The organism is Microbacterium cremeum, from assembly GCF_015277855.1.
GTDB lineage: Bacteria > Actinomycetota > Actinomycetes > Actinomycetales > Microbacteriaceae > Microbacterium > Microbacterium cremeum.
On sequence record NZ_CP063812.1, the window covers coordinates 29197 to 55098 of the forward strand.

The 25902-nt window shown below is 71.3% G+C and carries 29 protein-coding genes; 14 read left to right on the top strand and 15 right to left on the bottom strand.

Going from position 1 to position 25902, the window contains the following annotated elements; translation table 11 throughout:
• Positions 1 to 109 precede the first annotated feature (109 nt).
• The 4 genes from IM778_RS00155 to IM778_RS00170 form a co-directional block, all read right to left on the bottom strand.
• Positions 110 to 1378 carry a hypothetical protein gene (locus IM778_RS00155; RefSeq protein ID WP_194410102.1) on the bottom strand — a complete coding sequence of 423 codons (1269 nt, stop codon included), beginning with the start codon at positions 1376 to 1378 and terminating at the stop codon, positions 110 to 112.
• Positions 1371 to 2111 (bottom strand): HAD hydrolase-like protein, encoded by a 741-nt coding sequence (locus IM778_RS00160; protein ID WP_194410103.1) that lies wholly within the window; start codon positions 2109 to 2111, stop codon positions 1371 to 1373. Before IM778_RS00160 ends, IM778_RS00155 begins: the two co-directional genes overlap by 8 nt.
• 162 nt (positions 2112 to 2273) lie before the next feature.
• Positions 2274 to 2969 (bottom strand): endonuclease NucS, encoded by a 696-nt coding sequence (gene nucS / locus IM778_RS00165; RefSeq protein WP_194410104.1) that lies wholly within the window; start codon positions 2967 to 2969, stop codon positions 2274 to 2276.
• Between the two features lie 83 nt (positions 2970 to 3052).
• Complete coding sequence (locus IM778_RS00170; protein WP_194410105.1) at positions 3053 to 3913, bottom strand: GAP family protein; 861 nt, start codon at positions 3911 to 3913, stop codon at positions 3053 to 3055.
• A 117-nt stretch (positions 3914 to 4030) separates the two neighbouring features.
• On the opposite strand from IM778_RS00170, the gene IM778_RS00175 reads away from it, so the two are divergent.
• Positions 4031 to 5281, top strand: a complete 1251-nt coding sequence (locus tag IM778_RS00175; RefSeq protein ID WP_228484654.1) for a sensor histidine kinase — start codon at positions 4031 to 4033, stop codon at positions 5279 to 5281.
• Between the two features lie 59 nt (positions 5282 to 5340).
• Positions 5341 to 5928, top strand: coding sequence for a response regulator (locus tag IM778_RS00180; protein ID WP_420488861.1), 588 nt, complete (start codon positions 5341 to 5343; stop codon positions 5926 to 5928).
• 41 nt (positions 5929 to 5969) lie between these two features.
• Here IM778_RS00180 and IM778_RS00185 read toward each other — a convergent pair whose 3' ends face one another.
• Positions 5970 to 6248, bottom strand: a complete 279-nt coding sequence (locus IM778_RS00185) for a GlsB/YeaQ/YmgE family stress response membrane protein (RefSeq protein WP_194410107.1) — start codon at positions 6246 to 6248, stop codon at positions 5970 to 5972.
• Positions 6249 to 6477: 229 nt separating this feature from the next.
• On the opposite strand from IM778_RS00185, the gene IM778_RS00190 reads away from it, so the two are divergent.
• The gene (locus IM778_RS00190; protein ID WP_194410108.1) at positions 6478 to 7662 is read left to right on the top strand and encodes an aminotransferase class I/II-fold pyridoxal phosphate-dependent enzyme; all 1185 of its coding nucleotides are present in this window, start codon (positions 6478 to 6480) and stop codon (positions 7660 to 7662) included.
• Between the two features lie 55 nt (positions 7663 to 7717).
• Here the strand turns inward: IM778_RS00190 and IM778_RS00195 are convergent, their stop codons facing one another.
• The gene (locus IM778_RS00195) at positions 7718 to 8950 is read right to left on the bottom strand and encodes an MFS transporter (protein ID WP_194410109.1); all 1233 of its coding nucleotides are present in this window, start codon (positions 8948 to 8950) and stop codon (positions 7718 to 7720) included.
• Between the two features lie 79 nt (positions 8951 to 9029).
• Between IM778_RS00195 and IM778_RS00200 the strand changes: the two genes are divergently transcribed.
• Entirely contained in the window at positions 9030 to 10079 is a 1050-nt protein-coding gene (locus IM778_RS00200; protein ID WP_194410110.1) for a LacI family DNA-binding transcriptional regulator, read from the top strand.
• Positions 10080 to 10100: 21 nt separating this feature from the next.
• On the opposite strand, the gene IM778_RS00205 is transcribed toward IM778_RS00200, so the two are convergent.
• On the bottom strand, positions 10101 to 10670 hold the full coding sequence (locus IM778_RS00205; protein ID WP_194410111.1) for a TetR/AcrR family transcriptional regulator: 570 nt from the start codon (positions 10668 to 10670) through the stop codon (positions 10101 to 10103).
• A gap of 104 nt (positions 10671 to 10774) precedes the next feature.
• Here IM778_RS00205 and IM778_RS00210 point away from each other — a divergent pair, with 104 nt between their 5' ends.
• Entirely contained in the window at positions 10775 to 11347 is a 573-nt protein-coding gene (locus tag IM778_RS00210) for a dihydrofolate reductase family protein (RefSeq protein WP_194410112.1), read from the top strand.
• 63 nt (positions 11348 to 11410) lie between these two features.
• On the opposite strand, the gene IM778_RS17655 is transcribed toward IM778_RS00210, so the two are convergent.
• Positions 11411 to 13300, bottom strand: a complete 1890-nt coding sequence (locus tag IM778_RS17655; RefSeq protein ID WP_228484655.1) for a hypothetical protein — start codon at positions 13298 to 13300, stop codon at positions 11411 to 11413.
• Positions 13301 to 13455: 155 nt separating this feature from the next.
• Between IM778_RS17655 and IM778_RS00220 the strand changes: the two genes are divergently transcribed.
• The 6 genes from IM778_RS00220 to mnhG are packed head-to-tail and all read left to right on the top strand — an operon-like array spanning position 13456 to position 19774.
• On the top strand, positions 13456 to 16398 hold the full coding sequence (locus tag IM778_RS00220; protein WP_194410113.1) for a Na+/H+ antiporter subunit A: 2943 nt from the start codon (positions 13456 to 13458) through the stop codon (positions 16396 to 16398).
• On the top strand, positions 16395 to 16949 hold the full coding sequence (locus tag IM778_RS00225; RefSeq protein WP_194410114.1) for a Na(+)/H(+) antiporter subunit C: 555 nt from the start codon (positions 16395 to 16397) through the stop codon (positions 16947 to 16949). The genes IM778_RS00220 and IM778_RS00225 overlap by 4 nt, the downstream gene beginning before the upstream one ends.
• Positions 16946 to 18544: a Na+/H+ antiporter subunit D gene (locus tag IM778_RS00230; RefSeq protein WP_194410115.1), complete on the top strand. Its 1599-nt coding sequence runs from the start codon at positions 16946 to 16948 to the stop codon at positions 18542 to 18544. The genes IM778_RS00225 and IM778_RS00230 overlap by 4 nt, the downstream gene beginning before the upstream one ends.
• On the top strand, positions 18541 to 19149 hold the full coding sequence (locus IM778_RS00235; RefSeq protein WP_194410116.1) for a Na+/H+ antiporter subunit E: 609 nt from the start codon (positions 18541 to 18543) through the stop codon (positions 19147 to 19149). The genes IM778_RS00230 and IM778_RS00235 overlap by 4 nt, the downstream gene beginning before the upstream one ends.
• The gene (locus IM778_RS00240; protein WP_194410117.1) at positions 19146 to 19415 is read left to right on the top strand and encodes an MrpF/PhaF family protein; all 270 of its coding nucleotides are present in this window, start codon (positions 19146 to 19148) and stop codon (positions 19413 to 19415) included. Before IM778_RS00235 ends, IM778_RS00240 begins: the two co-directional genes overlap by 4 nt.
• Positions 19412 to 19774: a monovalent cation/H(+) antiporter subunit G gene (gene mnhG / locus IM778_RS00245; protein WP_194410118.1), complete on the top strand. Its 363-nt coding sequence runs from the start codon at positions 19412 to 19414 to the stop codon at positions 19772 to 19774. Before IM778_RS00240 ends, mnhG begins: the two co-directional genes overlap by 4 nt.
• Before the next feature lie 96 nt (positions 19775 to 19870).
• On the opposite strand, the gene IM778_RS00250 is transcribed toward mnhG, so the two are convergent.
• Positions 19871 to 20080: a hypothetical protein gene (locus tag IM778_RS00250; RefSeq protein WP_194410119.1), complete on the bottom strand. Its 210-nt coding sequence runs from the start codon at positions 20078 to 20080 to the stop codon at positions 19871 to 19873.
• Between the two features lie 99 nt (positions 20081 to 20179).
• Between IM778_RS00250 and IM778_RS00255 the strand changes: the two genes are divergently transcribed.
• The gene (locus IM778_RS00255) at positions 20180 to 20617 is read left to right on the top strand and encodes a VOC family protein (RefSeq protein WP_194410120.1); all 438 of its coding nucleotides are present in this window, start codon (positions 20180 to 20182) and stop codon (positions 20615 to 20617) included.
• A gap of 27 nt (positions 20618 to 20644) precedes the next feature.
• A complete protein-coding gene (locus tag IM778_RS00260; protein ID WP_194410121.1) occupies positions 20645 to 21187 on the top strand; it encodes a putative immunity protein in 543 nt (180 codons plus the stop codon).
• Positions 21188 to 21218: 31 nt separating this feature from the next.
• Here IM778_RS00260 and IM778_RS00265 read toward each other — a convergent pair whose 3' ends face one another.
• Positions 21219 to 21404: an SRPBCC family protein gene (locus tag IM778_RS00265; protein WP_228484656.1), complete on the bottom strand. Its 186-nt coding sequence runs from the start codon at positions 21402 to 21404 to the stop codon at positions 21219 to 21221.
• A 55-nt stretch (positions 21405 to 21459) separates the two neighbouring features.
• Positions 21460 to 21720: a hypothetical protein gene (locus tag IM778_RS00270; RefSeq protein ID WP_194410122.1), complete on the bottom strand. Its 261-nt coding sequence runs from the start codon at positions 21718 to 21720 to the stop codon at positions 21460 to 21462.
• Positions 21721 to 21805: 85 nt separating this feature from the next.
• Between IM778_RS00270 and IM778_RS00275 the strand changes: the two genes are divergently transcribed.
• Entirely contained in the window at positions 21806 to 22444 is a 639-nt protein-coding gene (locus IM778_RS00275) for a LysE family translocator (RefSeq protein ID WP_194410123.1), read from the top strand.
• 146 nt (positions 22445 to 22590) lie between these two features.
• Here the strand turns inward: IM778_RS00275 and IM778_RS00280 are convergent, their stop codons facing one another.
• The 4 genes from IM778_RS00280 to IM778_RS00295 form a co-directional block, all read right to left on the bottom strand.
• Entirely contained in the window at positions 22591 to 23811 is a 1221-nt protein-coding gene (locus tag IM778_RS00280; protein ID WP_194410124.1) for an RNA polymerase sigma factor, read from the bottom strand.
• A complete protein-coding gene (locus IM778_RS00285; protein WP_194410125.1) occupies positions 23808 to 24137 on the bottom strand; it encodes a YciI family protein in 330 nt (109 codons plus the stop codon). The genes IM778_RS00280 and IM778_RS00285 overlap by 4 nt, the downstream gene beginning before the upstream one ends.
• A gap of 38 nt (positions 24138 to 24175) precedes the next feature.
• The gene (locus tag IM778_RS00290; protein ID WP_194410126.1) at positions 24176 to 24775 is read right to left on the bottom strand and encodes a dihydrofolate reductase family protein; all 600 of its coding nucleotides are present in this window, start codon (positions 24773 to 24775) and stop codon (positions 24176 to 24178) included.
• Between the two features lie 140 nt (positions 24776 to 24915).
• A complete protein-coding gene (locus tag IM778_RS00295) occupies positions 24916 to 25839 on the bottom strand; it encodes a LysR family transcriptional regulator (protein ID WP_194410127.1) in 924 nt (307 codons plus the stop codon).
• Positions 25840 to 25902 lie beyond the last annotated feature (63 nt).

Here is a 25902-nt window from a genome sequence, read left to right on the forward strand (position 1 = left end):
GAGACGAAACGCGGTGGGGGTGTGCCGAAACCCGGGGGGTGTCGGTCGTTGAGCGAGGGAGCGTCAGCGACCGAGACGAAACGCGGTGGGGGTGTGCCGGCGGTCCGGCTCAGTGGCGGCGCGAGAGCCGGGCGTGGTCGGCGAGGGCCTTCGCGTCCTCCGCGTGGCGCATCGCTCGGCGTGCGGCGTCGAGCGCCGCCACTGGGTCGTGGGTCTGACGGGCCTGGGCCAGCTCGTGCTGGGCCGACAGCAGCCGTGACCTCGCGTCGGCTCCGGCCTGAGAGTGCGCGACGGATGCCTCGGCATGCGCGATCGCGCCGCGCGCGGCCGCGAGGGTTCCGGGCAGCGCGGTGCGCGCACCCCGCAGCCGCTGCTGCGCGGTGCGGGCGTCGCCGAGCGCGAGGTCGAGTCGCCCGCGCAGACGCGCGATGCCGTCGACCGCGCGGGTGGGCCGGCGGGCGGCATCCGACTCGATGTGGTTCAGGGCGTCCTCGATGGCGTGAAGCTCGGCGCCGAGCCGCTCGGCGTCGGGCGGTTCGAGGTGCTCCCGCGTGACGGACGCCTGGCGGAGGGCGCCGCGCGCGGCGGCGATCTCGTCGGGCACCGCCTGCGCCGCCTGGACCACGAGCCGATGGGTCTCTTCGAGGATGCGGGCGTCGGTCTCGGCCTGGCGCAGCGCGCGCTCCGCCGCGGCGAGCTCGGGAAGCGCGCAGAGCGACGGGTCGGCCGCCTGGGCCGCGGCGGCATCGAGCCGCGCCTCGGCCTCGGAGATCTCTGCAGCCGCCGTGTGCGCCGCGCGCGAGGCATCCTGCCACTCGGCTTCGTCGAAGCGTGAGGAGAGCTCGGCCACCAGCGCCGCGGGGTCGCCCATCGACGCGCGCAGCTCGGACAGTCGTCGGCGGGCGGCCTCGACCTGGGCCGCGGCTGACACGTTCGCACGCACCCAGGCGCCGTGCTCGGCACGCGCCGACGCGATGAGCGCGAGGGCTTCACCGGCCCGGCGATCGATGCGGGTCGCGACGCGGCGGATGTCGGCGGGTGCGGCATCCGGTTCGCTGATCTCGCGGTACTCGTCGAACGAGGAGTCGCGCACGTGCTGCGCGGTCATTCGCGCCCGGCGCAGCGACGCGGGCGCGCCGCCGCCGTAGAGAGCTCCCGACAGCCCGACCTCGAGCTCGAGCTCGCCGACCTCGTCGTCCAGGCGCACGAGGGTCGCGCCGGCTTTCGCTCGCGCCTGCTGCGCCGCGGCGCGCGCTCGCGGAGAGCGGCGGGCGCGCCGGAGCGCCCAGACCAGCGCGGCGATCAGCACGGCCGCGATGCCGAGGGCGATCAGGGGCGGGATCACCCACTCGAGGATCGCGTCGGCGAATTCAGGCATGCGCGCCCTCGGCGGGCGCCGCGGCGGCGTCGGCGGGAGCGGAGCTGGGGTCGTCGAGCAGCAGGAGCGCGCGCAGCTGGCCGGCGTCGTCGACCGCCGCCTGCGCGCCGTCGGACTCGTGCGGCCACGAGAAGCCCCAGCGCACGAAGATCACCGGGACCCCGTGGGCCGCGCCCCCCTCGACGTCGTGATGGCGGTCCCCCACCAGCACCGGCCGGCTGGTATCGGCGCCTGAGGCCTGCAGTCGGCGCAGGGCCTCGGCCACGATGTCGGACTTGGCGCTCAGCGTCTTCTCGTCGGGTGTGGCGCCGACGATCGCGGTGAGCGAGGTCGACAGGTCGAAGTGGTCCATCAGCGCGACGACCTGCACTTCGGGCTTCGAGCTCGCCGTCGCCTGCGGGATGCCGGCGGTCGCGACATCCCGGATCAGCTCTCCCATGCCGGGGAACAGCTTCGCGCCGGTCGAGTAGCCGTCGATCTTGTTCAGCCCGCGGTAGAACGTGACCGCCTCGGCCGCCTCAGCGGGGGTCATGCCGACGTTCACCTGGAACGACTCGTACATCGGCGGGCCGATCCAGTGCACGAGCTCGGCCCGGGTCGGCGGACGCTTGCCGAAGTGCTCGAGGGCGATCGTCAGGCGCCGCAGGATCCCCTCCGACGCGTCGACGATCGTGCCGTCGACGTCCCACAGCACGCAGGTCCATGGCGAGGGCGACGGTGTTCGGGTCGGCATGTGCTCCAGCCTAAGCGGGCCCGAGTTGACGTTGAGAAACCATGCGTAGGTTGAGACGTCACACGGCTGGTGGTTTCTCAACCTCCGCGTGGTTTCTCAACCTCGATGCGGTCGAGGGAGGGCGCGGGCGCGGTGGGGTGGGGCGGAGGGACCGAACGGGGCTCAGAAGAGGCGGGGAGCGCCGGACTCGACGCCCTTCATGCCGTCGTAGTCGAGGGTGACGCAGCGGATGCCGCGATCCGCCGCGAGCACCTTGGCCTGAGGTTTGATCTCCTGCGCCGCGAAGACCCCCGTCACCGGGGCCAGGTGCGGATCGCGGCCGAGCAGGTCGAGGTAGCGCGTGAGCTGCTCGACGCCGTCGATGTCGCCGCGGCGCTTGACCTCGACGGCGATCGTGCCGCCGGCGGGGTCGCGCAACAGCAGGTCGACGGGGCCGATCGCCGTCGGATACTCCCGGCGGACGAGCGTGAGGCCGTCGCCGATGACGTCGACCTGTTCGGCGAGCAGGCGCTGCAGGTCGGCCTCGACGCCGTCCTTCTGCAGCCCCGGGTCGATTCCGAGCTCGTGCGACGTGTCGTGCAGCACCTCGTAGATGCGCACCAGCAGCGCGTCGCCGGTCTTGGCATGCGTGACCCGCCAGTGCTCGAGCACTCCTGCGGCGGCGGACTCGGCATCCGGGATCTCGACGTCCAGGCGGCACGGCGGGCTCATCCAGTTCAGCGGCTTGTACGAACCGCCGTCGGAGTGCACCAGCAGCGAGCCGTCGCCCTTGTGCACGAGCAGCCGCGTCGCCAGCGGCAGGTGGGCGTTGAGCCGGCCGGTGTAATCGACGGAGCAGCGGGCGATGACAAGACGCACCTGACGAGCCTAGTCCGCGACCGGCCCGGCGCGGACTGCGCAGACTGCCCGTCGCGATACTGCGAGGTGCGCGCCTGGCACGGTCAGCCGAGGATGTCGCCGATCCTGTCGAACAGCCCGAGCTCGGTGGCGGCGCCCCGGGCGATGAGGAACCCGACGATGCCGACGATCCACGCCGTGTTCTCGCGGCCGGTGCGTTCCATCCAAGCCGCGAGGCGCGTCAGCGGCCGCTCCACGAGCGGGGCGGCGGCGACGCGGAGCACGAGCAGCACGACGGCCGGCAGCACCATGACCCCGCAGTACGCGGCAAGGGCGCCGAAGCGCACCGGCATCGCGATCGGCGCCTCGGCGAGCATGCCCATGGCCACGAGATACGGCAGCATCGTGGCGACCTCGACGAGGCCGGCACCGACGGCGACCGCCATGACCGCGGCCCCCGAAACCTCGGGCGCGAGGAGCCGGTCACGCCACCGCGTGAGGCGCGTCGGCGCGGGCTCGGCGGGGCCGGCGGAGCCTGCCATAGCGGCGCGCGGCACGCCGGTGACTGGCGAGAGGTCGTTCTCGGGCGAGGAAGTTGCGCCGATCCCGGTCGAGTGCGGGGCGGTCGCCGCATCCTTCACCTTCGCCGACGAGCTGCCGCCGATGAAGAATGACGACACGAGAAGCGCCGCGCCCACCACGAGGCGCGCGACCTGGCCCCCGGTCGACGACAGGAAGTCCTGCGCGACGTCGACGAGGTTCACGAGCCCGAGGGTGAACAGGATGCCCACCCCGAGGTAGAACGCCGCGATCGTGACCAGGTAGAGGAGCACCCGACCGACGCGCACGCGCCCGGGGGCGAGCAGCAAGAACACCGGGATCAGGAGCGTGCCGATGCTCAGGCCGTCGGCGAGTGCGAGCACGCCGAGGGTGATGGCGAGGGGTGTGTCTGCGAGGAGCTCCATCTGTCCACGCTCGCGTGACGCGCCCGCGCGCGGATCGGGCGGAAGGACGAGGCGTGCGAACCCGCCCTCGTCCTTTCGACGGATGCCGCGGCCCGGTGCGCATGGTTGCATGAGAGCGTGAGCGGAACGATGCGACAGGGCGCGACGGCGCCCTCGCGTTCGGCTGCTCCAGCCGCGGCCGCGGCTGACCGTGACGCGGGGGTCGTCGCATGGGTGCGGGCCCACCGGCCCATGGCCGACGCGCTCGGGTTCGCTCTCTTGGCGGTGGCGTTCGCGGCGCTCGGCATGGTCGGGCTCTGGACCGTGTTCTCGGCGCTGCCCGAGCCGGTCTCGCCGTGGTGGTCGCTGGCCACCGCGCTGCCGGCGTGCGCGCTGGTGTTGCAGCGCGACCGGGCTCCGATGGCACTGCTGTGGGTGTCGCTCGCGCTGCTCGTGGTCGACCTGGTCACGGTCGGCGGCATCGTCACGCTCATCGTCGTGCTCGACCTCTTGTATGCCGCGACCGTGGCCGCATCCCCGGCGCGCCGCCGCCGCATCCTCGCCGGGATCGCGGTGGCGGTCGCTGCGATCGGGGTCGCCGCGCTGGCCGCGGCCGACGACATCCGCATCGCTCTGCTCATGTCGCTGCAGCTCGGAGCCCTCGCCGGGATGGACTACTGGTACGCGACGTCGGTCGCGCAGGCGCACGAGCTCGTCGCGCTGCACCGGGAACGCGCCGAGGACGCGGAGCGGCTCGCCGCGCGCGACCGTGACGAGGCGGTGCGCCGCGAGCGCGAGCAGATGGCCCGCGAGCTTCACGACCTCGTCGCGGGGCACGTCTCGGCGATCGCCATCCGCGCCGAGGCGGCGCTCTCGGTCGAGGCCACGGCCGGCTCCGATCGCGCCGCTCTCCATGCCGTGCGCGACTCGAGCCTCGAGGCGCATCAGGCGCTGCGGTCGATGATCTCGGTGCTGCGCACCGGCGACGGGATGATCGCCGCACCCCGGCGCGATGCGCTGCCCGCGCTCGTCGACGATGCACGCCGGCATGGACTGACGGTGACGCTCGACGATGCGCTGCCCAGCGGCATCCCTTCGCCCGTCGATCAGGCGGTCACCCGCATCGTGCAGGAGTCGCTCGCGAACTGCGTGCGCCACGCGGCCGGAGCCGACGTGGAGGTGGTGCTCGACGCGGTCGCGCAGGGCGTCCGCGTGCGCGTGGACTCGCGCGGCGGCAGCGCGGTGACGCACCCGCCGATCCGGGGCAGCGGCTGGGGTCTCGAGCTCCTGCGCGAGCGGGCACGGGCGCTCGGCGGCCGCCTGGACGCCGAGCCGACCGACGCCGGTTGGTCGGTGCGGGCGACGATACCCCTCGAGGTCGCCGCGTGACCCGGCCCCGCGTGCTGCTCGCCGACGATCACGGCGCGATTCGAGAGGGCCTGCGGATCATGCTCGAGGCGCACGGCATCGAGGTGGTCGGCGAGGCGGCCGACGGTGCGGTCGCGGTGCGCAACGCCGCGGCCCTGCGACCCGAGGTGGTGCTCATGGACCTGCGGATGCCCGGTGTCGACGGCGTGTCCGCGACCCGCGAGATCGTCGAGGCGGGATCGGCCGCCGTGCTCGTGCTCACGAGCTTCGACGAAGACGACCTCGTCGAAGGTGCGCTGCGCGCCGGCGCGGCGGGGTTCCTCCTGAAGACGACGGATGCCGCGACTCTCGTCGACGCCGTGCGCCGCGTGTCCGCGGGCGAGGGGGTACTGGATCCGCGCGTGACGCGACGCGCGCTGTCGCTGATCCCGCGCGGCCCGGACGACGCCGGATCGACGCCCGACGCGGGGGCGGCGGGGCTGGAGCTTCTCACCGTGCGCGAACGTGAGGTGCTCGATGCGATGCGCGCGGGCCGCTCGAACCAGCAGCTCTCGGAAGACCTCGGCATCTCGGTCGCCACCGTGAAGACCCACGTCTCGAACGTGCTCGCCAAGCTCGGCGCCCGAAGCCGTGCCCACGCCGTCGCGCTCGCCGCGGGCCAGTCCTGACGGCGGCCGCACGGGTCAGGGGCCCCGGCGGCCGCCGTACGTCACAGCCGCGACGTGCGACGTCGGGCGAAGAAGACGTAGAGCCCGAGCACGATGATCGACCCGAGGATCGACCCGATGATGCCCGCCGGCTGCAGGAATCCGCCGTTCGGGTCGGCCCCGAAGAGCAGGAATCCGAGGAACCCGCCGACGAACGAGCCCACGATGCCCAGGACGATCGTCATGAGGATGCCCATGCTCTGCTTGCCGGGAATGATGGCGCGGGCGATGAGACCTGCGATGAGGCCGATGATGATGAGGCCGAGGATGGTCCAGAGCATGATCTCTCCTTCGGGTTGAGAACACCGGGCCAGGGGTGGGGTCCGGTGGGTGCCGATCACGCTAACAACGCGCCGTAGCGGGTGCGGCCACCTTCCCAAGCACCGCGCGGAGCGGTATCCTTGCGCGCCGGTGCCGGACACCCGGTGCCGCCGGTTCGCGGGACGCCGTCGTCTCGGCGCCGAGCCGCGACCGGATCACGAACGACGCTGGGGACGAAAGGTGATCGCGATGGCGATGTCTGCTCGTGCGAGCGAAGCGAAGGCCGCGGTCGATGTCGTGACCGAGTTCTTCGGGCGCATCCAGGATCTGGTCGACGACCCTGCCGCACTCGACTTCACGTTCGGCAATCCGCACGAGATGGCACTGCCGGGGCTCCCCGCGGCGATCCGTGCGCAGGCCGAGCCGCAGTCCGTGGACTGGTTCGCGTACAAGACCAGCGAGCGCGGGGCGCAGGAGGTCGTCGCGGCCGGGCTCGCGTCGGAACTCGGTCTCGCCTTCGAGCCCGACGACATCGCGATGACGCAGGGCGCGTTCGGCGCGATGTCGCTGGCGCTGGCGCTGCTGGCGGATGCCGGAGACGAGGTGGTCATCCCCGTCCCGGGCTGGTTCTGCTACGAGCCGATGCTGCACGCGTACAACCTCGTGCCCGTGCCCGCGGCTCTCGATGCGGCGACCTTCGATCTCGACATCGACGCGATCGCCCGTGCCATCACGCCGCGCACCAGGATCGTGATCGTGAACTCGCCGGCGAACCCGACCGGCCGCGTGTATCCGAAGGCGGTGTGGGAGGCGCTCGCCGACGTGCTCGAGCGGGCCTCGCGCGAGCACGGCCGTCGCATCTGGTTGATGTCGGACGAGCCGTACCGCCGCATCCGCTTCGACGGCGTCGAGTTCGCGAGCCCCGCCGGCTCCTACCCGTGGACCGTCATCGACTACAGCTACGGAAAGGTGCTGCTGGCACCCGGGCAGCGGCTGGGCTACCTCGCACTGTCGCCGCTGATCCCGGCGGCCGCGCGCGAGGAGCTGCGCGAGGCCCTCATGCCCATCGGTCTCGCGATCGGGTGGGGCTTCCCCGACGCGGTCATGCAGTACTCGGTGCCCGCGCTCGAGAACCTCTCGATCGACCTCGCCGAGCTCACCCGCAAGCGGGACCGTCTGTACGGGGCGCTGACGGATGCCGGACTCGAGGTCACGCGTCCCGAAGGCACGTTCTACCTCTGGGGACGCGCGCCGGGTGGAGATTCCACGGCGTTCTGCGACGCGCTCGCCGCGCGCGGGGTGTACCTGATGCCCGGCACCCTCTTCAAGCGTCCCGAGCACTTCCGGGTGTCGCTCACCGCGACGATGGACATGATCGACCGCGCCTTGCCGCACCTGCTCGACGTCACCGCCGACCTCGGCCGAGCCGCGTGACCGGCCGAGCCGCATGACCGGCCGAGCCGCATGACCGGGTGAGCCCCCGGTCCGCTCAGTGGTGGTGGCCGGCGCCGACCGTCGAGCCGGCGATCGGCTTGGCGGCCGATGAGGCGAGGCCCGAGGCCACGGCCAGTGCCACGAGGATGTACAGCGTGTTGAGGAGGCCGATCTGCTCGCTGATGAACCCGAGGATCGGCGGGCCGCACAGGAACGACACGTAGCCGATGGTCGCGGCGGCGCTCACGCGGGCGGCGGCCTTGGCGGGGTCGTCCGCGGCGGCCGACATGCCGAGGGGGAAGCCGAGGGACGTGCCGGCACCCCACAGGGCGGCGGCGACGAACACGAGCGGGATGGTCGGCGCGAGGATGAACAGCAGCAGGCCGCCGGCTGCCAGCACCGAGAGCACCCGCAGGGTCGCGACGCGGCCGAAGCGGTCCACGAGCGGGCCGCCGAAGATGCGCACCACGGTCATCGAGACCGAGAACACGGTCAGCCCGAGCGCGCCGAGGGCCGGGGTGGCGCCGTGCCCTTCGACCATCCCGAGCGCGAGCCAGTCGTTCGCGCCGCCCTCGGCGAACGCCATGCCGAGCATGATGACGCCCAGAGCGTAGGTGCGCGGTTCACGCCAGGCCGACAGTGAGGCGTGCAGCCGTTCCCGCCAGTGCGGCTTGTCGGCCTCGGCGGAAGTGTCTCCGGTGATCTCCCGCGCGGGCACGTTGGCGTACGCGGCGAATGCGATGCCGACGATGATGAGCGCCATCACCAGCGTGTGCACCAGCACGTTGACGTGCCACGCGGCCGCGAGGGCGCCGATGCCGGCGCCGACGACGGTGCCGAAGCTGAAGAACGCGTGGAACAGCGGCAGGATCGTCTTGCCCGACTGCTTCTCGATCGCCGCGCCCTCGACGTTCATCATGACGTCGACGGCGCCGTTGCCGAGGCCGAACAGCGCGAGGCCCGCGATCACGACGAGGTAGGAGTGCAGCACGTCGGTGCCGATGCCGATGATCGCGACGCCCGCCGCGAAGACGAACATCGACGCGAGCATCCCCTTGCGGGCTCCCCACCGCGCCAGCACGACGTTCGCGAGCGACAGTCCCACGATGGACGCGATGCCCGCGCCGAGCAGCATGAGGCCGATCTGGATGTTGTCGACGTCGAGCGTCACCTTGATGGCAGGAACGCGCGACGCCCACGTCGCGATGCTCAGTCCGCTCGCGAGGAAGATCGCGAAGACCGCGGTGCGCCAGCGCACGTACTGCGAACGGCTGAGGACGAGTTCCATGCGGTAAGAGTAGCGAATCGATTCGACGCATTCGAATCGATTCGGCGGATGCCCGTCCGCACGAGTACCATCGGGGCGCATGAGCACCCGACGCGCCACGATCGCGGACGTCGCCCGCCAGGCCGGTGTCTCTCCCTCGACGGCGTCCGTGGTGTTCAGCGGCAACACCCCGGTGTCGGACGCGACCCGCCGCCGCGTGCTCGACGCCGCCGCCGCGCTCGGGTACGCCGGGCCCGACCCCCGCGCCGCCTCCCTCCGGCGAGGACGCTCCGGCATCGTCGGCGTCGTCTTCGAGGAGCACCTCGGCACCGCGTTCCTCGATCCGGTGAAGACCCTCATGATGGACGGCCTCGCGGATGCGGTCGAGCCGCTCGGCGCCGGCCTGCTGCTGCTGCGCGATCACGATCCGACCGGCGCGGGACCCTCGCTCACGAGTGCACCGCTGGATGCGGCGGTACTCATCGGCTGCAGCGGTCTGCTGCGCCAGTCCCTCGACGTGGTCAAGGCACGCGGCATCCCCGTCGTCGTCATCGAGGGCGATGCCGGCGACGACGTGCCGCGCATCGGCCTCGACAACCGGGAGGCGCAGCGCCAGGCGGCGAGTCACCTGCGGGCGCTCGGGCACCGCGATGTCGCGGTGGTCGCGCTTCCTGCGCGTGCCGGATGGGAGCGCGGCTGGCTGAGCGACGACACCGCGATCGCCGTCGATGTCACGCGCGAACGCCTCGCGGGCGCCATGGACGTGTTCCCGGATGCCCCGGCCTACGGTGCGGCCGGAAGCTTCATCGACGAGGGGCTCGCCGCGGGCCGCGTGCTCTTCGCCGATGCGTCGCGGCGTCCGACCGGCGTGATCGCACAGAGCGACCTGCTCGCGGCCGGCGTGATCCGCGCGGCCGAGGAGGCCGGACTCCGGGTGCCGGAGGACGTCAGCGTCACCGGCTTCGACGGCATCGTCGTCGACGGGCTCGCGCCGTACGAGCTCACGACCCTCGTGCAGCCCGCGACCGACAAGGGCCGTGCCGCCGGAGCCGCCGTCGCGGCGATGCTGGACGGCCGCCCCGCCGCGACCATCCACTTCACGTGCGTCTTCCGCGAGGGCAACACCACCGCTCCGGCGCCCGAGCGCTGAGCCGGGCGCTGTCGCGACGCGCTACCCGGGCGGGACGATCGCCGTGACGAGATCGGCCACCAGGTCGTCGATCCCCTGCTCGTCGGCGGGGAGCAGTCCGGGGAGGGTGAGGTATTCGAGGATCAGGCCGCTCATGCCGAGGTACAGCAGCAGAGCGGTGCGCCGGTCACCCGGAAATCCGCCCTCGACATGCCCCGCCGAGATCGCCTCGAGGTTCGCGGCGTAGCGGTCCGAGATGGCGTCGGCGAGGTCCGGGCGGCGCGCGGCCTCGAGGCGCAGCTCGTAGAGCGCCAGGAAGCCCTCACGATCGGCGCGTGCCCGGCCGAGCAGCTCCTTCATGAGCTGGGCTTCTCGAGCGCGAGTGGGGGCCTCGGTCTCGGGGACGGGGTCGGGGGTCAGGCGATCGAACACGTGGCGTCCCAGTTCGCGCAGCAGTTCGTCGCGGTTGGTGAAGTAGTTCGATGTGGTGCCCTGCGGGACGGCGGCCGCGTCATCCACCGCGCGGAAGGTCAGGCCGCGGGCACCTTGCCGGGCGAGGACGTCGATCCCGGCGTCCAGGAGGCGACGGCGGCGTTCGGGGTTCGAGACCATGTCGACAGTCTCGCATACAACCACTCCACTTGCAGTACTCCATGTGTAGTGGTTAACTGTTCGCCGTGCGGTCGCCGCAGCGACCGCGGGAAGGACCATGCCCCATGCGCGAACTCACCTACTACATCGCTCTCACCATCGACGGCTTCATCGCCGGACCGGACGACGAGGTCGACTTCTACCCGCTCGCCGACGACCACAGCGCCTATATGAACGAGCACTATCCCGAGATGCTGCCGACGCACGTGCGATCGGCGATCGGGCTCGACGACGTGCCGAACCGCCGGTTCGACACGATCGTCATGGGCCGTCGCACCTACGACCCGGCCCTGGAGGCGGGGATCACGAGCCCCTACGCCCACCTGCGCCAGATCGTGGTGAGCCGATCGCTCGACGCGTCGCCCGACCCCGCGGTCGAGCTGGTGCGCGACGACCCGCGCGCCCGCCTGCGGGAGCTCAAGGCCGAGGACGGGCTCGGGATCTACCTCGCGGGCGGCGGGCGACTCGCCGGCGAGCTCCTGCCCGAGATCGATCGCCTGGTGGTGAAGAAGTATCCGGTGGTCGCCGGCAGCGGGCTTGCGGCGTTCGCCACCGACTTCTCGCCGACGCGGTTCGCTCTGGAAGACGCGCGCACCTTCAGCAACGGGTGCGCCGTCCTGACCTATCACCGCAGCTGACCGCTCTCCGCCTCCCACGTCGCGCGCCGGGTGACGGGCCCGCCCTCTCCCCCAGAGGTCGGGCTAGGAGCGCTGCGGGCCGAGCGGGAGGGGGCGCTCGCCGAAGTCCTGGATCGTGTAGCGGCCGCACGCGATGATCTCGGCATCCTCGCTGTGTGCCATTGCCGGCAGATCGAAGGCGGGAGACAGCGCGTCGACCACGAGGAACGACACCTCGCCGGCCCCGAAGTCGTCGCGGTTCACCAGCCACGCGTAGCCGTTGAGCTGGTGGTCGACCTGCACGAGTGCGGCGGGGTCGGCGAGGTGGGCTTTCGGCAGGCGGACCGTCCAGAACTGCCCGCCGCCGATGGGACCCGCGTCGTCGACCCAGTCCACGACGCACGCGAGGTCGGGGTCTGGAGCGCTCGCCGCGATGGCGATGCGCGGGATGCCGACGGCCGCCGCGATCACGAGAGCCGCGGCCGCGGCACCCGTCGCGAGCACGGCGCCCGAGCGCAGGACGACTCGAGCGGGCAGCAGTGCGGGCAGCACCACGAGTCCGAGCACGGGTCCGAAGGCGACGGGCTGCAGGTAGCGCGCGGCGTGCGTGCCGAGCGCGATCGCCCCCACGACGACGAGGAGCGGCATGGCCCACCCGCACGCGGCGACCACCGCGGCACCGACCTCGCGGCGGCGTGCGAGCAGCACGGTGGCGACGATGCTCCAGCCCCACAGCACGACGACGAAGACGACGGATGCCGCGCCCCACGGCGCGCTCCACCGCTCCGCGAGCAGCGCCCCGTAGTGCGCGAGCGACTCGAGCCAGCGGGTGGGGTCGGCGTAGCCGGCGCCGGTGTTCGCGATGAGCCGGGCCAGCGGCATCCGTCCTGCGAAGCCGAGGGCGCTTCCGGCGACGAGCGCGACGACCAGCCAGAGGGCGACGATGTCGCGGCGCCGGACCGCGACGACCGCGAGCACCAGGCACAGCGGCACGGTCGCCCACACCGCGAACATCGGGTTCGTGACGACGGATGCCGCGGCCACCAGCCCGATCCCCGAGACCGTGCCCCACGGCACGGCGCCCGCCGGCGCTCCGCCGTCGGGTGCTCCGCGGTCGGGCGTTCCGCGGTCAGGTTCTGCGGGTTCGGGGTCGGTGTTCGCGCGGAAAGTGACTGCGGAGCTGAGGGGCGCGGCGCGGTCGGGTGCTCCGCGGTCAGGTTCTGCGGGTTCGGGGTCGGTGTTCGCGCGGAAAGTGACTGCGGAGCTGAGGGCCGCGGTCCGGTCGGGCGTTCCGCCGTCGGGTGCTCCGCGGTCAGGTTCTGCGGGTTCGGGGCGGGTGTTCGCGCGGAATGTGACTGCGGAGCTGAGGGGCGCGGCGGGGGAGCTGAGGGGCGCGGCGCGGGAGCTGCGGGACGGGACGCGGTCGAGCGCTCGCCGGGCGAGGCCGACCGTGAGCACCACGGCGATCACGGTGGCGCTGTAGTACGTCGTGGTCGTGAGCAGCGAGGCGAGCTCGAGCGCATCGCGCGACGGGGACGTCTCGGCCGCGGCCAGGAGTCCGAAGGCACCGAGTGCGAGGAGGGCGCCGGTCACCGGCATCCTCCCCCGCCCGACGCGGCCCGCGGCGACCCGGAGCGCTCCGTACAGGCCGACGATGTTGACGACGCCGGCGAGGGCGAGCGTGCCATTCACGCCGAGTCCGAGTAGCCACAGCATCCCGAGCACCGCCGTCTCGGGCAGGAACAGCACCGTCGACAGGGCCCAGTCCTGCGGCCGGCCGGCCGCGATCGACCGCACGACGAGCGTCGTCACGAGCGAGTCGCCGTCGCGGAACAGCAGTTCCGACCGGGCGGATGCCGCGACCGCCGCCACGATCGCGATCCCGATCGCGATCGCCCCGACCACACCCAGCGCCTCGCGCAGCCGGCGGGGCAGGCTGCCGCGGGCGGGTGCGGTGCCGGGGAGGTCGCTCATGATCTCGCTTCGTGGGTCGCCTGCGAGCGTACCCGGGTGGTCCGCGTCCGGAGGGGCGGACGCCGCCGATAGACTGGACCGGACACCCCGATCGCCCGAGCCGATGCTTCTGCGCATGCAGTGACGCACCGGCCGACGACCCCGAGGAGGCCTGGATGCTCCTCGTGCTCGGCGCGTTCGCGGTCCTCCCGCTCCTGCTGCCGTGGCTCGTGGCACGCATCGGCCCCCTCGCGTTCTATGTCGCGGCCCTGCTGCCGATCGCCGGGTTCGTGCAGGCGGCGCTGCAGACGCCCCGCATCCTCGCGGGCGAGGTGCCGTTCGAGTCGTACGCGTGGATCCCGCCGCTGGGCATCGACCTGTCGATGCGCATGGACACCCTGTCGTGGCTGATGACGCTCATCGTCACCGGCGTCGGGGCGCTCGTGATGATCTACTGCCGGTGGTACTTCCGCGGGAAGAGGGAGAACCTCGGGCAGTTCGCGGCGGTGCTGCTCGCGTTCGCCGGTGCGATGTACGGTCTGGTCCTCACCGACGACCTCGTCGTGCTCGTGATGTTCTGGGAGGTCACGAGCGTGCTGTCGTACCTCCTCATCGGGTACTACAACAGCCGCGCGTCGAGTCGCCGCGCCGCACTGCAGGCGCTGCTGGTGACGACGCTCGGCGGCCTCGTGATGCTGATCGGGGTCGTGCTGCTGGTGGTGGATGCCGGGACTTCGAGCATCTCGACGATCCTCGCCGAGGCGCCGACAGGACCGGTCGTCGATGCCGCGCTCGTGCTGATCCTGGTGGGTGCGCTGAGCAAGTCGGCGATCTTCCCGTTCCACTTCTGGCTTCCCGGTGCCATGGCCGCGCCCACGCCGGTCAGCGCGTATCTTCACGCGGCGGCCATGGTGAAGGCCGGCATCTATCTGATCGCGCGCCTGGCGCCGGTGTTCGCCCTGGCCCCGACGTGGCGGCCGATCGTTATCTCGCTGGGAGTGTTCACGATGCTCCTCGGCGGCTTCCAGGCGCTGCGCGAGACCGACCTCAAACGCGTGCTCGCCTTCGGCACGGTGAGCCAGCTGGGCATGCTGGCCGTCGTGCTCGGATACGGCACGCGGGATGCCGCGCTCGCCGGCCTCGCGCTGCTGCTGAGTCATGCGCTGTTCAAGTCGGCGCTGTTCCTCGTCGTCGGCGTCATCGACCGCCAGCTGTCGACGCGAGATCTCACCGAGCTCTCGGGAGTCGGCCGCCAGGCGCCCGTGCTCGCGACGTTCTCGATCGTCGCGATCGCCTCGATGGCGGGGATCATCCCGACCATCGGGTTCGTCGCGAAGGAGGGCGTGCTCGCGGCGCTGCTGCACGAGGCGCTCGGCGGAGAGGCGTGGGGCATCGTCGCCCTGACCGGGATCACCCTGGGCTCGGTGCTGACAGCGGCCTACGGCATCCGCTTCCTGTGGGGTGCGTTCTGGACCAAGCGCGACCCCGCCGGCGACATCGTGCCGCCGACCGAATGGCCCCACCCGCCGCTGGGATTCCTCGCGGCACCCGTCGTGCTCTCGGGGCTCACGCTCGTCGCCGGCCTCTTCGCGCCGTGGCTCGACACGGCGTTCGCGCCGTACGCCGACCAGGCGCCGGCCGCGAGCCCGGGAGTGGCACCGCCCGAGCACGCCGCGCATCTGGCGCTGTGGCACGGACTCGAGCCCGCGTTCTGGATCTCGCTGACGACGCTCGCGGTCGGGGCCCTGGTGTTCTGGGCGACCACGCGGTGGCGGCCCGCGAAGCGCCTGCTGCCGTTCACCGCCGCCGACGCCTACAACGGCGTGCTGCGGGGTGTGGCCCGCCTGTCGGTGGTGACGACGGGCTTCACCCAGCGGGGCTCGCTGCCGGTGTACGTCGGCACGATCTTCGTCGTCTTCGTCGCCGCCGAGGCGACCGCGCTCATCGCGAGCGACGAGCTGAGGGCGCAGCTCGACGCGTTCCAGACGCCGATGCAGCTCGTCGTCGCGCCGATCATGATCGCAGCCGGGCTCGTGGCCATCCGCGCCCGCAAGCGCTACACCGGGGTCGTGCTGGTCTCGGTCACCGGCCTCGGCATGGCGCTGCTGTTCGCGACGAGCGGCGCACCCGACCTCGCGCTGACGCAGATCCTCGTCGAGACGGTGACCCTCGTGGCGTTCGCACTCGTGCTCCGCCGGATCCCGGCGCGCATGGGCGAGCACAACGCGTCGGTGTGGCCGGTGGCCCGTGCGGTGCTGGGAGCAGCCGTGGGCATCACGATGGCGCTCGTCGCGATCGTCGCCACCGGCGCGCGTGTCGAGGACCCCATCTCGGAGGCGTTCCCCGACCTCGCCTACGAACTCGGCCACGGCAAGAACGTCGTGAACGTCGCCCTCGTCGACCTGCGTGGCTGGGACACGATGGGCGAGCTGGCGGTGCTCATCCTCGCGGCGACGGGCGTGGCATCCCTCGTCTTCGTCACTCACCGCGCCGACACATTGTCGCGATTCATCGCGCCGCTGCCGTCGGGCGCCACGCGCGCGCGCCGGCCCCTCGTCGAGACGTCGGACGGGCTCCAGCAGCGCGGCGACGCGCGGGGCTCCGGCCGCATGGCGTGGCTCGTCGGCGGTCAGCGCGTACGACCCGAGAACCGCTCGATCGTGCTCGAGGTGATCGTGCGGATCCTCTTCCACACGATCATCATCGTGTCGCTGTACCTCCTGTTCGCGGGCCACAACCTCCCGGGCGGCGGGTTCGCGGGCGGGCTGGTCGCGGGCATGGCGCTCGTGATGCGGTACGTCGCGGGCGGCAGGTACGAGCTCGGGGCGGCCGCGCCGACCGACGCCGGCCGGCTCCTCGGCGCCGGCATGTCGATCGCCGTCGCCTGCGCCATCGTGCCGCTGTTCTTCGGCGCCCCACCGCTGACCAGCACCTGGTTCACGGCGGACCTCCCGATCCTCGGGCACGTCGAGTTCGTCACCTCCACGCTCTTCGACGTCGGCGTCTACCTCGTGGTCATCGGGCTCGTGCTCGACGTGCTGCGCAGCCTCGGCGCCGAGGTCGACCGCCAGGCCCACGAAGCCCGCGAGGGTCGCACCGGAGAGGTGGGCGTCTCGTGAACGTGTCGTTCGTCCTCATCATCGTGATGGCCGTGCTCTTCGCGTGCGGCGTGTACGCCATGCTCGAGCGCAGCCTGACGCGCGTGCTCATCGGGTTCCTGCTGCTCGGCAACGCGACGAACCTGCTGCTGCTCATCGTGATGGGCGCGCCCGGAGTCGCGCCGTTCTTCGGCGCCGCGGAATCGCCCGGCGACATGTCGGACCCGCTTCCGCAGGCCCTCACGCTGACGGCGATCGTCATCACCTTCGCGGTCTCGGCGTTCCTCCTCGCCCTCATCTATCGCTCCTGGCAGCTGGGCCAGGCCGACACCTTCATCGACGACGAGGCCGACCGCGCCGTCCGCGAGGGGACCGCCGACGTCGAAGAGACCATGGACGACGAGACCGAGATCGAGCACGAGGACGACGACGCCACGACGGACTTCGTGGGCACCGACACCGCCCCCATCACGGTGCTCGGCAGCCGCGACGTCCCGGGCCTGCGCGATGACGCACCGGTCGACCGCCCGCGGCGCGACCGCGGCTCGAACGGATCGGGGGACGACGCATGATCGCGTTCGCTCCCGCGCTGGTGCCGCTGCTGGTGACGCTGCCGCTCCTCGGCGCGGCGATCGCCCTCATCGCGGGCCGGCACCGCAAGACGCAGGTCGCGGTGTCGGTCGTGACGCTCACCGTCGTCTGCGCGATCGCGGCCGTGCTGCTGTTCGTCGTGGATGTCGGCGACCGCCCGATCGCGGTGTCGGTGGGCGGCTGGCCGATCCCGTTCGGAATCGTGCTCTACGTCGACCGGCTCTCGGCGCTGCTCGTGGTGGTCTCGAGCATCGTGCTGCTCGCGGTCCTGCTCTTCTCGGTCGGCCAGGGCGCTGCCGACGGAGACGACGAGACGCCGGTCTCGATCTTCCACCCGTCGTACCTGATCCTCGCTGCGGGCATCTTCAACGCCTTCATCGCCGGCGATCTGTTCAACCTCTACGTGGGGTTCGAGATCCTGCTGGTCGCGTCGTACGTGCTCATCACCCTCGGCTCGACCGAGTCGCGCATCCGCACCGGGGTCGTGTACATCGTGGTCTCGCTCGTGTCGTCGATCCTGTTCCTCGCGGCGATCGCGATGATCTACGGCGCGCTGGGCACCGTGAACATGGTGCAGATCTCGGAGCGCGTGGGCGAGCTGCCGCAAGAGACCCAGCTGATCCTGCACCTCATGCTGCTGCTCGCCTTCAGCATCAAGGCCGCCGTCTTCCCGCTGTCGTTCTGGCTGCCCGACTCGTATCCGACCGCGCCCGCACCGGTCACGGCGGTGTTCGCGGGCCTGCTGACCAAGGTCGGCGTCTACGCGATCATCCGGACCGAGACCGAGATGTTCCTCGACAACGACGTCAACATGCTGCTGATGTTCGTGGCGCTCGCGACGATGATCGTCGGCGTGCTGGGCGCGGTCGCCCAGGCCGAGCTCAAGCGGATCCTCTCGTTCACGCTCGTCAGCCATATCGGCTACATGATCTTCGGGCTCGCGATCGCCACCCCGGCGGCGATCGGCGCGACGATCTACTACATGGTCCACCACATCGTGGTGCAGACGACGCTGTTCCTCGCCGTCGGCCTCGTGGAGCGCCGTGCCGGAAGCACGTCGATCCTGCGCGTCAAGGGTCTGATGAAGGTCGCGCCCGTGATCGCGGTGCTCTACTTCATCCCCGCCATCAACCTCGGCGGGCTGCCGCCGTTCTCGGGGTTCATCGGCAAGTTCGCCCTCTTCGACGCCGCGGCAGAGGTCGGCACGCCCATCATGATCGTGCTGATGGTCGGCGGCATCGTCACGAGCCTGCTCACCCTCTACGCCCTCATGCGCGCCTGGAACCTGTCGTTCTGGCGCGAGGAGGACGACTCGGCCGAGACCGAGGCGCGGATCTCGTACCTCGGCTCGGCACCGGAGGCCGGTGTCGAGACGCAGCGTCGCGTCATCCCTCGCATCATGACGGCCTCCACCGCCGGCATGGTGGCGATCACCGTCGCGCTGACGATCTTCGCCGGGCCCCTCTACGACGTCTGCACGCGCATCGGCGAGGCGCTGCTGAAGCCGGTCACGCTCGAGCAGCTCGAGCAGCAGCACGAAGACAGCACCGGCCTCGATGAGGGAGGTGTGCGATGACGACGGATGCCGCACCCGCCCCGCGCACGACCGTCCGGGGTCTGCTCGTCCGACTGTGGCGACAGCTGCCGTTCTTCGTCTGGCTCATCGCGCTGTGGATGCTGCTGTGGGGCCAGTTCACGTGGCTCGCCTTCCTCACCGGCCTGGCCGCCGCGATCGTCGTGACGCGGATCTTCCGGCTGCCCCCCGTGGAACTGTCGGGCCGCGTCAACCTCTGGTACGGCGCGATCTTCGTGGCCACGTTCATCGCCGCCGTCGTCCGCGGATCCCTCCTGGTCGCCTGGCAGGTGATCGATGTTCGGCGGAACCCGCGGAGTTCGATCATCGCGGTGCCGCTGCGCACCGATGACGACCTCATCATGACCCACACGGCCGTGACGGCATCGCTCATCCCCGGCTCACTCCTGATCGACGCCGACCGGACTCGCCGCATCCTGTATCTGCATGTCATCGGAGCGTCCACCCACGACGAGGTCGAGGCGCAGCGCCGGGCCATCCTGGGGTGGGAGGCCCGCATCGTCCGCGCGGTGGGGTCGCGCGCGCAGCTCGAGATCATCCGGCGCTCGACGTTCGACTCGCCGTTGCAAGGGGGTGCTCCACGATGAACGTCCTGCTTCTGGTCATCTACGTGGTGTTCGCGGTGGCGGCGCTGTTGACGCTGTGGCGCGTCGTGATCGGACCGTCGATCCTCGACCGTGCCGTGGCATCCGACGTCCTCCTCACCGAGGTGATGTGCGTGCTCGGTGCCGAGATGGCGATCAACCACCACACGCGGACTCTGCCGGTGCTGCTGATCATCGCGGCCGTCGGAGTGTTCGGGTCGATCTCGATCGCCCGGTTCGTCGCACGGAGGGACAACGCCGACCGATGACCCTCGACCACTGGCTCGACCTGGCTGCGCTGATCCTGATCCTGATCGGCGCCGTGCTGTGCCTGACCGCGGCGATCGGTCTGCTGCGGTTCCGCGACGTGCCGACGCGCCTGCACGCCGCGACGAAGCCGCAGGTGCTGGGCCTGATCCTCATCTGCCTCGCGATCGCGCTGTCGCTGCGGTCGTGGGAGGTGGTCGCGTTCCTCGTTCCCGTCGTGCTGATCCAACTCGCGACCGCTCCGCTGTCGGCGCACATGATCGGGCGTCAGGCGTACCGCAACGGCACGATCGACGAGGCCGGGCTGTTCGCCGACGAGCTCGCGGAGTCGAAGCGGACCCCGCCCGCCGCCGGCGGCTGACGGATCGGCAGCAGGCCGGGGCGGAGCTCGAAGTCCCCCGTTCGACGCCGCGCGGACCCGACGCCGCGCGGGCGTTCGGTCTCGCGGGAGCCGCGCCTACGGCCGTCGGCGGGTCGAGCGCTCGTTGCCTCGCTTGTAGTTGCCGGTGACGCGCGCCATGAGCTGCTGCGGGTCGCTCCGGCCGACGTCGTCCAGGAACCTCCGCGCGGCGGCATTCCGCAGCGTCGCCGCGCGGCGTCCGTGGTGTCGGATCTCGACCGATTCTCCCGCCACGACGTACTCGAACCCGCTCGGTGTGCCCGTCATCGGTACCCAGCATGCCGCATCGTCGGCAACCGCCAGGCGTGACCGATCTTGGCGGCCCTGCTGGTGAGATGCGGACGACCGGCTCGATACGATGCGGGCATGCCTATCAAGCTCGAGAATGTCGGCATCGCCGTGCGCGATATCGACGCGACCATCGCGTTCTTCACGGACCTCGGACTGACGGTCCTCGGCCGTGACACCGTCAGCGGCGAGTGGGCCGACACCGCAGTCGGACTTGACGGCAACCACGCCAAGATCGCGGTGCTCCAGACGCCGGACGGACACGGTCGGCTGGAGCTGTTCGAATACATCCACCCCGACGCGATCGAGACGGAGCCCACGCTTCCCAACGAGATCGGCATGCATCGCGTCGCGTTCTCGGTCGACGACATCGACGAGGCGCTCGCGATCGCCGCGAAGCACGGCTGTCACCCGTTGCGGGGGGTGGCGACCTACGAGGACGTCTACAAGCTCACGTACCTCCGCGGTCCGAGCGGCATCCTGGTGATGCTCGCGCAGGAGCTGACGAAGGACTGACCCCCGGGCATATGCGAGAGTGCTGGGATGGCGTCTCCTCAGTCGCTCAGCGAGTCCGACCGTCGGCTGGTGGCGGCGTGGGCGGCGGACTGTGCCGAGCGAGTTCTGGAGTTGTTCGAGGCTGAGGCTCCCGATGATGACCGGGCGCGCGACGCCATCGAACGCGCGCGCGCCTTTTCGCGCGGCGAGCTCACCGCGGCAGGCGAGATCAAGCGGCGGTTCGTCGCAGGGCGCGCGGCGCACGCGGCGACGTCACCCGCCGCCGTCGCGGCCTCGCGGGCTGCGGCGCAGGCCGCCGGGGTGGCGCACATGGGAGCGCATGCTCTGGGGGCCGCCGCCTATGCCGCGAGGGCCGCTCGTCTGAGGGACGGCAGCACGGATGCCGCGACCGCGGAGTTCGACTGGCAGGTCGAGCACATGAGCGATGCCGTGGCCGTGGCGCTTTGCCGTCTGCCGCTCGTCGGCGAGGACTCCGCCGGCCCCCTCGGGTCGGGGCTCCTCGCCTCGGGCGAACTGGGGGAGCACATCACGCGGATCCAGCTGAGGCTGCGCGCCGAACGCCCGAGGTGAGCCGACAGTCCGGCTGTCGCCGCCCGCACGCTCACGAGTGGAGAGCGGCCACGAGGTACGCGTTTCGCTTGGCGATGAGTCTGCGGAGGTACGGAACGAGGATCAGACGCTCCGCCAGCCGGCCGAAGACCGGGGAACCCACGGTGATGCGGTCGGTCATCCGTGATCCGCCCTCGCGCGGCTCGAAGCGGTGTTCGTGGGTGAAGGTCGAGGGCACAGAACCATCCTTGCGCGATCGGACGACGTCCGCACACGGAGGGCAGCACCGTCAGTCAAGATCGGCGGTTCGCCCCCGCGCGCACCCCGGCGAGAAACGCCAGCGCGAGCAGCCCGAGTGTGAGGATGACGAGCCCCGCGATCGTGATCCTCGAGACGTACACCCCGCTCCCAGCCGGCGTGAACGTGGCGTTCGCGAGCGGCTGATACGCGAACCAGCCGAAGGAAACCGGCGTGAGCAGACCGACGATGACGACGATGCACCCCGCGATCGTGAAGGCACCCGCGGTCGTCCACGCAACGGTCTTCCGGCTCATCCTCGACACGCTCCGACAGTACCGGTGAGAGTCGCGTGGCACGCGAGGAGCCTAGGGTTAAACCGTGGGCCCGATAGAACATCTGATGCCGGTGGCGTGGACGGCGATCCTCGGCGTCGCGCTCGTGGAGTTGGGGATGGCTCTCACGCCTGGACCGAACATGGTGCACCTCGCGGCCCGGTCGGTGAGCCAGGGGACGCGCGCGGGATTCGTCGCGCTGTCGGGAACCGCTGTCGGATTCGTCGTGTACCTGGTGGCGGCTTCGCTGGGTCTCGCGGCCCTGTTCGCCGCCGTGCCTGCCGCTTTCCTCGTGGTCAAGTTCGCGGGCGTGATCTACCTCGGATATCTCGCGTGGCAGATGCTGCGGCCTGGCGGCCGCTCCCCGTTCGACCCCGCGGAAGTGGCCCCGATTCGTCCGGCGCGGCTGTTCGGGATGGGATTGCTGACCAACCTGCTCAACCCCAAGATCGCGTTGCTGTACGCGGCCGTCCTGCCGCAGTTCATCGACCCGACCAAACCCATGTGGTCGCAGTTCGTCGTGCTGGGCATCGTGCAGATCCTCGTCGGTGTCACCGTGAACTTCTTCGTGGTCGTGAGCGCCGGCACCCTCGCCGGCTACCTGCGCCGCCGCCCGCTCGCGATGCTCATCCAGCGCTGGGTGTCGGGGACCTTCCTCGCCGGCTTCGCCGTGAAGCTCGCCTTCGACCGGCAGCCCGCGACGTGACGAACGTGGGCGGTCGGACACGACGATGGTGACCAGTCAGCGCGATCCGCGCTCGCCCGGCTCAGGCTCGGCGTCGTCGCCCTGCGGTGCCGCCGGCGCCGACCCCGAACCGGATGCTCCGCCGACAGCCGCGGGCGAGCAGGACCTCAGTCTGACGACAGCTGCTCGCGCCTCCGCGTGAGGTAGGCGACCTCGGCGGCGTTCCCCGCCAGCGCGATCGCCGCGTCGTACGCCTCGACCGCCGCCGCGTCGTGCCCCAGCCGCCGCAGCAGGTCCGCGCGAGCGGCGTGGAACGCGTGATAGCCGCGCAGCTCGGGCTCCAGCTCATCGACGAGCGACAGGCCGAGGTCCGTGCCCTCGCACTCGCCGACGGCGATCGCGCGGTTGAGCCGTACGATCGGAGAGCCGTCGAGTCGCACGAGCTGGTCGTACAGCGCGACGACCTGCCTCCAATCCGTGACGTCCCCGTCGGTGTGCACGGCGTTGATCGCGGCGAGGAGCTGGTAGCGGCCGGGCGCCACGCCCGATGCGAGCCGCTCACGCACCAGGGAGTGGCCTTCGGCGACGAGCGCGGCATCCCACCGTCTCCGGTCCTGTTCGCCCAGCGGCACCAGCGCACCCGCGGACGAGACCCGCGCCGGCCGGCGTGCGTCGATGAGCAGCATCAGCGCGAGCAGGCCGGTGACCTCGCCGTCACCGGGCATCAGGTCGTGCAGCAGCCGCGCCAGGCGGATGGCCTCGCCGGTCAGCTCCCCTCGTACGGGCGCGGAGCCGGGTCCGGACGCGAGGTAGCCCTCGTTGAAGATCAGGAAGAGCACCGCGAGCACGCCCGCCACCCGGCGCGGCAGATCTTCGGACTGCGGCATCCGGTAGGGGATCCGCGCCGCAGCGATCTTGGCCTTGGCGCGAGTGATGCGCGCTCCCATCGTGGTGTCGGCCACGAGGAACGCCCGCGCGATCTCTGCCACGCTCAAGCCGCCCACCATGCGCAGGGTCAGGGCGACGCGCGCCTCCATCGCGAGTGCGGGATGGCAGCAGATGAACAGCAGCCGCAGCCGATCGTCGTCGATCGCGCCGAGCGGCTCGGGTGATGCGGCGTGCACGAGCTGAGCTTCCCTGTGCCTCGCCACGCGGTTGCTCTCGCGCCGGAGATGGTCGATCGCCTTGCGGGTGGCGGTCGTCGTGAGCCAGGCGCCCGGGCCCGGCGGGACGCCGTCCGCGGGCCACCGCTCGGCGGCGATCGCGAACGCCTCCGCGGCAGCATCCTCGGCGATGTCGAGGCTCCCGAACCGCTTCGCGAGGGTCGCGACCACCCGTGGCCACTCGTCGTGATGGGCCCGGGTCAGGGCATCCGGCGCGTCGATCATTCCTCCAGGAGCGGCCGCACCTCGAGCCTGCGGTTGCACGCTCGCGAGCCTGCGGTCATGAGCTCGAGCGCGACATCGAGATCAGGTGCGTCGATGATCCAGAAGCCGGCAGCCCACTCCTTCGTCTCGACGAACGGACCGTCCGTGATCACGGGCGCGTCGCCGCGTCCGTCGACGACGGTCGAGACCGTCGGGTCGGCGAGGCCGGCGGCGAACACCCAGTGACCGCCGGCGCGCAGCCTGTCGTTGAACGCATCGATCGCGACGGCCTCCTCCGCGGTCCCGGAGCTGCTGCGGCTGTCGATGACGTTGACCAGGTACTTCATGTCCTCATCCTTTCTACGCGGGCGACGCCCGGGAAGCCCTACTTCTCGCCCCGGCGCTTGGGGCCGACACCCGGCGGAAGCTCGCCGTGCAGATGCGGCGCGTACACGAGCTTGAGCGTCCGGCCGTCCAGCACCGTGGACTCGATGAGGTCCAGGTCGAGCTCGGCACCGCCGTGGAGCAGGGCCGACCCTCCGGCGCGCCCGGCGACGACCGGGAAGACCATGACCTCGAGCCGGTCGACCAGGCCCGCCGCGAGCAGTGCGCGGTTCAGCGTGACGCTGCCGTGCGAGCGCATCGGCACGTCGGTGGTACGCTTCAGGCGCTCGATCGCCGTCACCGCGTCCTCGCGGAGGACCGTCGAGTTCCGCCACCCGAGCGGTTCCTCGAGCGTGCGCGAGAACACGATCTTCTGCCGCTCGTTGAGACTGTCGTAGTACGGCTCGTCGTAGTCCTGGACGAAGCCGCGGAACTCCCGGAAGGTCGTCGCCCCGAAGACCAGTACGCACTCCTGCCCGAACGTGCGTACCCGATCTTCGATGAGTTCCGGCCCCTCCTTGCCCCAGTAGCCGGGCCAGCCCTCTGCCATCCCATAGCCGTCCAGGGTCGAGAAGAAGTCGACGGTGAGAGTGGTGCTCATGATGTGCTCCCTTGCTGTGCGTGTTCGCGGTCTACACCCCTGCCACGAACTCGAACCGCCCGTTTCGACAACCCTCTCCGAATTCGCCGGTTCGCGCATCGACGGATGCGCCCCGGCGGCGGGACGGTCGTCGAGCTCGGTCAGGCGAGCCGCATCGTGGCTCCGGCGCGCGCAGCCAGCTCGGTGGCGGTCCGGGCGATCGTGCGCTGCATCACCTCGACCGCCGCCGTCGGTGCGAGGTCGGCAGGCCGGGCGACGCTGATCGTCCGGGTCAGCGTCGGCTCGACGAGCCGCACCGACCGCAGTCCCGGGCGCTCGATCAACACCATCGCCGGCACGATCGCCACCCCGAGCCCGCGTTCGACGAACCGGAGCACGGCATCCATCTCGGCCCCTTGCACGATCGTCGCGGGAGTGACGCCGGCGGCGCGGAACGCGGCATCCGTCGTCGCCCGAAGATCGTAGGCCGAGCTGAACACGATCTGCGGCAGCGCCGCGACATCGGCCAGCGCGATGGTGTCGCCGTCGGTGACGGGCGGCGCGCCGCTCGCCGAGACCACGACGAGCTCTTCGACCAGCAGCGGGGTCACCGTGAACCGGTCGGCGGATGCCGCACCCGACGTCGTGATGAGCGCGAGGTCGAGCTCGCCACCGGCCAGCTCGTCGAGCAGACGTCTCGAGCCGTGCTCCGAGACGTGCAGCTCGATCGCGGGGTGCGCCGCGTGGAACGCCGCGAACACCTCCGCGACGAGGCTGACGCAGAGCGTGGGCGTGGCGCCCAGTCGGACGCGGCCGCGCTGCAGGCCTGCGAGCTCCGAGAGCTCGCGCCGGACCGACTCGGCGTCCGCCAGCATGCGGCGGGCAAGGGGCAGCAGCGACTCTCCCGCGACGGTCAGGGTGCTGCCGCGGCGTGCGCGGTGGAAGAGCTCGGCACCGAGGTCGTGCTCGAGCGTCGTGATCTGCCGGCTCAGCGACGGCTGAGCCAGGTGCAGGCGCGCCGCCGCACGGGTGAAGTTGCCGAGCTGCGCGACCTCGACGAACGCCCGCAGCTGATCGAGATTCACGTGAATAGCGTACGGCTATTGAAGCGACCAGCAATATGCATTGGAGTTATCGAACCTGGATGC

Coding starts and splice junctions, on each gene's coding strand:
- IM778_RS00155 (WP_194410102.1), bottom strand. CDS start 1,378: ATGCCTGAATTCGCCGACGCGATCCTCGAGTGGGTGATCCCGCCCCTG.
- IM778_RS00160 (WP_194410103.1), bottom strand. CDS start 2,111: ATGCCGACCCGAACACCGTCGCCCTCGCCATGGACCTGCGTGCTGTGG.
- IM778_RS00170 (WP_194410105.1), bottom strand. CDS start 3,913: ATGGAGCTCCTCGCAGACACACCCCTCGCCATCACCCTCGGCGTGCTC.
- IM778_RS00180 (WP_420488861.1), top strand. CDS start 5,341: ATGCTCGAGGCGCACGGCATCGAGGTGGTCGGCGAGGCGGCCGACGGT.
- IM778_RS00185 (WP_194410107.1), bottom strand. CDS start 6,248: ATGCTCTGGACCATCCTCGGCCTCATCATCATCGGCCTCATCGCAGGT.
- IM778_RS00190 (WP_194410108.1), top strand. CDS start 6,478: ATGGCGATGTCTGCTCGTGCGAGCGAAGCGAAGGCCGCGGTCGATGTC.
- IM778_RS00195 (WP_194410109.1), bottom strand. CDS start 8,950: ATGGAACTCGTCCTCAGCCGTTCGCAGTACGTGCGCTGGCGCACCGCG.
- IM778_RS00200 (WP_194410110.1), top strand. CDS start 9,030: ATGAGCACCCGACGCGCCACGATCGCGGACGTCGCCCGCCAGGCCGGT.
- IM778_RS00205 (WP_194410111.1), bottom strand. CDS start 10,670: ATGGTCTCGAACCCCGAACGCCGCCGTCGCCTCCTGGACGCCGGGATC.
- IM778_RS00210 (WP_194410112.1), top strand. CDS start 10,775: ATGCGCGAACTCACCTACTACATCGCTCTCACCATCGACGGCTTCATC.
- IM778_RS17655 (WP_228484655.1), bottom strand. CDS start 13,300: ATGAGCGACCTCCCCGGCACCGCACCCGCCCGCGGCAGCCTGCCCCGC.
- IM778_RS00220 (WP_194410113.1), top strand. CDS start 13,456: ATGCTCCTCGTGCTCGGCGCGTTCGCGGTCCTCCCGCTCCTGCTGCCG.
- IM778_RS00230 (WP_194410115.1), top strand. CDS start 16,946: ATGATCGCGTTCGCTCCCGCGCTGGTGCCGCTGCTGGTGACGCTGCCG.
- IM778_RS00235 (WP_194410116.1), top strand. CDS start 18,541: ATGACGACGGATGCCGCACCCGCCCCGCGCACGACCGTCCGGGGTCTG.
- IM778_RS00240 (WP_194410117.1), top strand. CDS start 19,146: ATGAACGTCCTGCTTCTGGTCATCTACGTGGTGTTCGCGGTGGCGGCG.
- mnhG (WP_194410118.1), top strand. CDS start 19,412: ATGACCCTCGACCACTGGCTCGACCTGGCTGCGCTGATCCTGATCCTG.
- IM778_RS00250 (WP_194410119.1), bottom strand. CDS start 20,080: ATGACGGGCACACCGAGCGGGTTCGAGTACGTCGTGGCGGGAGAATCG.
- IM778_RS00255 (WP_194410120.1), top strand. CDS start 20,180: ATGCCTATCAAGCTCGAGAATGTCGGCATCGCCGTGCGCGATATCGAC.
- IM778_RS00260 (WP_194410121.1), top strand. CDS start 20,645: ATGGCGTCTCCTCAGTCGCTCAGCGAGTCCGACCGTCGGCTGGTGGCG.
- IM778_RS00270 (WP_194410122.1), bottom strand. CDS start 21,720: ATGAGCCGGAAGACCGTTGCGTGGACGACCGCGGGTGCCTTCACGATC.
- IM778_RS00275 (WP_194410123.1), top strand. CDS start 21,806: ATGCCGGTGGCGTGGACGGCGATCCTCGGCGTCGCGCTCGTGGAGTTG.
- IM778_RS00280 (WP_194410124.1), bottom strand. CDS start 23,811: ATGATCGACGCGCCGGATGCCCTGACCCGGGCCCATCACGACGAGTGG.
- IM778_RS00285 (WP_194410125.1), bottom strand. CDS start 24,137: ATGAAGTACCTGGTCAACGTCATCGACAGCCGCAGCAGCTCCGGGACC.
- IM778_RS00290 (WP_194410126.1), bottom strand. CDS start 24,775: ATGAGCACCACTCTCACCGTCGACTTCTTCTCGACCCTGGACGGCTAT.